The sequence below is a fragment of the Micromonospora sp. D75 genome, from assembly GCF_018070405.1.
Lineage (GTDB): Bacteria > Actinomycetota > Actinomycetes > Mycobacteriales > Micromonosporaceae > Micromonospora > Micromonospora chalcea.
In genome coordinates this window covers 1-3,175 of the sequence record NZ_JAGPXV010000659.1, presented here as the reverse complement: position 1 = coordinate 3,175, position 3,175 = coordinate 1, and the positions used below count along the sequence as shown (strand labels likewise).

Annotated in this window: 5 protein-coding genes; 3 read left to right on the top strand and 2 right to left on the bottom strand. The window is 76.1% G+C overall.

The window, feature by feature from the left end; all coding sequences use genetic code 11:
- A partial coding sequence (locus tag KBX39_RS27245) for a histidine kinase (RefSeq protein ID WP_210873218.1) occupies positions 1-1,141 on the top strand: 1,141 nt, incomplete at its 5' end.
- Entirely contained in the window at positions 1,129-1,788 is a 660-nt protein-coding gene (locus KBX39_RS27240) for a response regulator transcription factor (RefSeq protein ID WP_043323831.1), read from the top strand. The genes KBX39_RS27245 and KBX39_RS27240, both read left to right, overlap by 13 nt.
- Before the next feature lie 7 nt (positions 1,789-1,795).
- Here KBX39_RS27240 and KBX39_RS27235 read toward each other — a convergent pair whose 3' ends face one another.
- Positions 1,796-2,218, bottom strand: coding sequence for a thioesterase family protein (locus KBX39_RS27235; RefSeq protein WP_043323829.1), 423 nt, complete (start codon positions 2,216-2,218; stop codon positions 1,796-1,798).
- Between the two features lie 72 nt (positions 2,219-2,290).
- Here KBX39_RS27235 and KBX39_RS27230 point away from each other — a divergent pair, with 72 nt between their 5' ends.
- Positions 2,291-3,034, top strand: coding sequence for an N-acetyltransferase (locus KBX39_RS27230; protein ID WP_233514654.1), 744 nt, complete (start codon positions 2,291-2,293; stop codon positions 3,032-3,034).
- Between the two features lie 7 nt (positions 3,035-3,041).
- On the opposite strand, the gene KBX39_RS27225 is transcribed toward KBX39_RS27230, so the two are convergent.
- On the bottom strand, positions 3,042-3,175 hold a 134-nt coding region (locus KBX39_RS27225; protein ID WP_210873220.1), incomplete at its 5' end, for a DUF1330 domain-containing protein.

Below are 3,175 nucleotides of genomic sequence, written 5' to 3'. Positions count from 1 at the left end.
GCCGCTGCTGCTGGTGGCCGGCGCGCTGCGGCGGGGCCGCCCGGTCGACGCCACGGCGCTGGCGGTGCTGGCCGTGCTGGCGCTGGCGGTGGTGGCGCTCGCGCCGCTGGCCGGCGCGCCGGTGGCGGCCGTCGAGCGGTGGCGTCTCGGCCTGGTCGACGACCGCCCGGTGACCGCGCCGAAATGGCGGGGACTCGTCGCCCGCTTCACCACCGCCGACGGGTGGCGGGAGGGCGCGTACCTGGCGGTGCTGGGTGTGGCGGTGCCGCTGGCGTACGGGATGTTCGGTCTGCTCGTGCTGCTGGACGTGGCGCTGGTGGCCGGTCCGTGGCTGGCCGGCGGCGAGGACCGCATCGTGCTGATCTGGGCCACTGTCGACTCCCCCGCCGAGGCGGTGCCGTACGCGGTCGCCGGTCTGCTGGCGGTCCCCGCGCTGGTCTACCTGGCCGGTCTGCTCGTCGCGGCCCAGGCGGCGGTGACCCGCCTGCTGCTCGACGACGCGCCCGGCGGGACGGCGCTGCGCGAGGTGACCCGGTCCCGGGCCCGCCTGGTGAGCGCCTACGAGGCCGAGCGCCGCCGCGTCGAGCGGGACGTGCACGACGGCGTGCAGCCGCGCCTGACCAGCCTCACCCTCCAGCTCGGGCTGGCCCGCCTCGACGTGCCGGACGGCTCCCCGGCGGCGAAGCCGCTCGCGGCGGCGCACGAGCAGGCCAAGGAGCTGATGGTGACGTTGCGCGGGATCGTCCAGGGCATCCGCCCGCAGCAGCTCACCGAACTCGGCCTGGCCGCCGCCGTCGGTGATCTGGCCGCCCGGTCGGTCGTCCCGGTCACCGTGCACGCCGACCTGACCCGCCCGGTGCCGGACCTGGTGCAGACCACCGCCTGGTACGTGGTCTCGGAGACGCTCGGCAACGTGGCCCGGCAGTCCGGGGCGACCCGGGCGCAGGGGCGCCTGATCCGCGACGAACGACTGCTGGTGGTGGAGGTGCGCGCCGACGGCCGGGGCGGCGCCGACCCGGCGCGCGGCACCGGTCTGACCGGGCTCGCGGACCGGGTGGCGGCGGTGGACGGGCGGCTGCTGCTGTCCAGCCCGCCCGGTGGGCCTACCCTCGTGCGGGTGGAGCTGCCGTGCCGTCCGTGATCCGGGTCGTCCTGGCCGAGGACGAGGTGCTGCTCCGGGAGGGCCTGGTGGGCCTGCTGACCCGGTTCGGTTTCGCGGTGGACGCCGCCGTCGGCTCCGCCCCGGACCTGCTCGACGCGGTCCGCACCCACCGGCCCGACCTGCTGGTGACCGACATCCGGATGCCGCCGCAGCACCGCGACGACGGCCTGCGGGCGGCGGTCGCGCTGCGCGCCGAACGCCCGGACCTCGCCGTGGTGGTGCTCAGCCAGCACGTGCAGAGCGGGTACGCCGCCGCGCTGCTCGACAGCGGCGACGGCAACCGGGTCGGCTACCTGCTCAAGGACCGGGTGGCGGACGTCGAGGAGTTCGCCGCGACGCTGCGCCGGGTGGCGGCCGGCGGCACCGCCGTCGACCCGGACGTGGTGCGGCACCTGCTGCGCCGCCCGCGCGACCCGCTCGGCGCGCTGTCCCCCCGTGAACGGGAGGTGCTGGGCCTGGTCGCCGAGGGCCACTCCAACAGCGCGATCGCGGCGCGGCTGCACGTGACCGAGGCGGCGATCGGCAAGCACGTGGGCAACATCCTGGCCAAGCTCGGCCTGCCGCCGGACGAGGACACCAACCGGCGGGTGCTGGCAGTGCTCGCCCACCTGCGCGCGGCGGGCTGACCGGGCGCTACAGGCTCATCGGCGCGGGGTCGGTGGCCAGTGCCCGGAACCGCTCGCGCGGGTCGGGCACCAGCCGCCGTTCGGCGAGGTCGAGCAGGCCGCCGACGCCGGACACCGAGGCGACGGGGGTGCCGTCCGCGCGGGTGAACTCCTGGCCGATCCGGAACGTCTTGCCCTCGCCCCAGTGGAACTCGCAGGTCACGTCGACCTCGTCGCCGCCGCGCAGCTCCCGCAGGTAACGCACAGTCACCTCCAGCGCGACCGGTCCGACGCCGCCGGCGATCAGCCGGTCCTGGCCGATGCCGGAGGCGCGCAGGCACTCCCAGCGGGCGTGCTCGGCGTACTGGAGGTAGACCGCCTGGTTGAGGTGCCCCTGCGTGTCGAGTTCGTAGCCGCGCACGGTGACGCGCACCCGGAACGGATCTGCCATGCCGGCAGCCTAACCAGCGGCGCGGCGGTAATCGGCGTGCGGTCCGGGCCGCGCGGCTCTAGCCTCCCCGGCGTGACTCTGGAGATCGTGACCCTGGCGCAGCGGCCCGACCTGGCGCCGCTGCTCGACACCGACTTCGACGGCGCTTGGCCGCCGTTCATGCTCTGGGATCCGATGGGCGCGCTCTACTACGGCGTCGCACACGAGACGTACCCCGAGTTCGTCTTCGCCGCCGTCGACCCGGCCGAGCCGGGCCGGGCCGTCGCCCGGGGCTACGCGGCGCCGTTGCGCTGGACCGAGGACGAGCTGCCCGACGGCGGCTGGGATCGGGTGATCCAGCGGGCCACGCTCGGCCGGCTCACCGGGTCCACCCCCAACCTGGTGTCCGCGCTGGAGATCTGCGTGCGCCCGGACCGGCGCGGCGGCGGGGTGTCCGGGCTGATGCTCGACGCCATGCGCGCGGCGGTGGCCCGCGCCGGGTTCGACACGCTGGTGGCGCCGGTGCGCCCGAACGGCAAGGCCGCCGCCCCGGACGTGCCGATGACCGAGTACGCGGCCCGCCGCCGCCCCGACGGTCTGCCGGCCGATCCGTGGCTGCGGGTGCACGTGCGGGCGGGCGGCGTGATCGAGCGGGTCGCGCCCCGGTCGATGACGGTGACCGGGACGCTCGCGGACTGGCGGCGCTGGACCGGGCTGCCGTTCGACACCTCCGGGCCGGTGCGGGTGCCTGGTGCGTTGACGCCGGTGCTCGTCGACGTCGACCACGACCACGCCGCGTACGTGGAGCCCAACGTGTGGGTGCGTCACCGGCTCTGACCGGTCGTCAGGCCGGCCAGGCGTGACCGATCCCGTCGAGCAGCAGGACCACGCCCTCGGTGGCCGCCTCCCGGTCCCGGGAGATCTCCCGGTACTCCGGCGAGGTGGACCAGCGCTCGAAGTCCTCCCGGCTGTCGAACG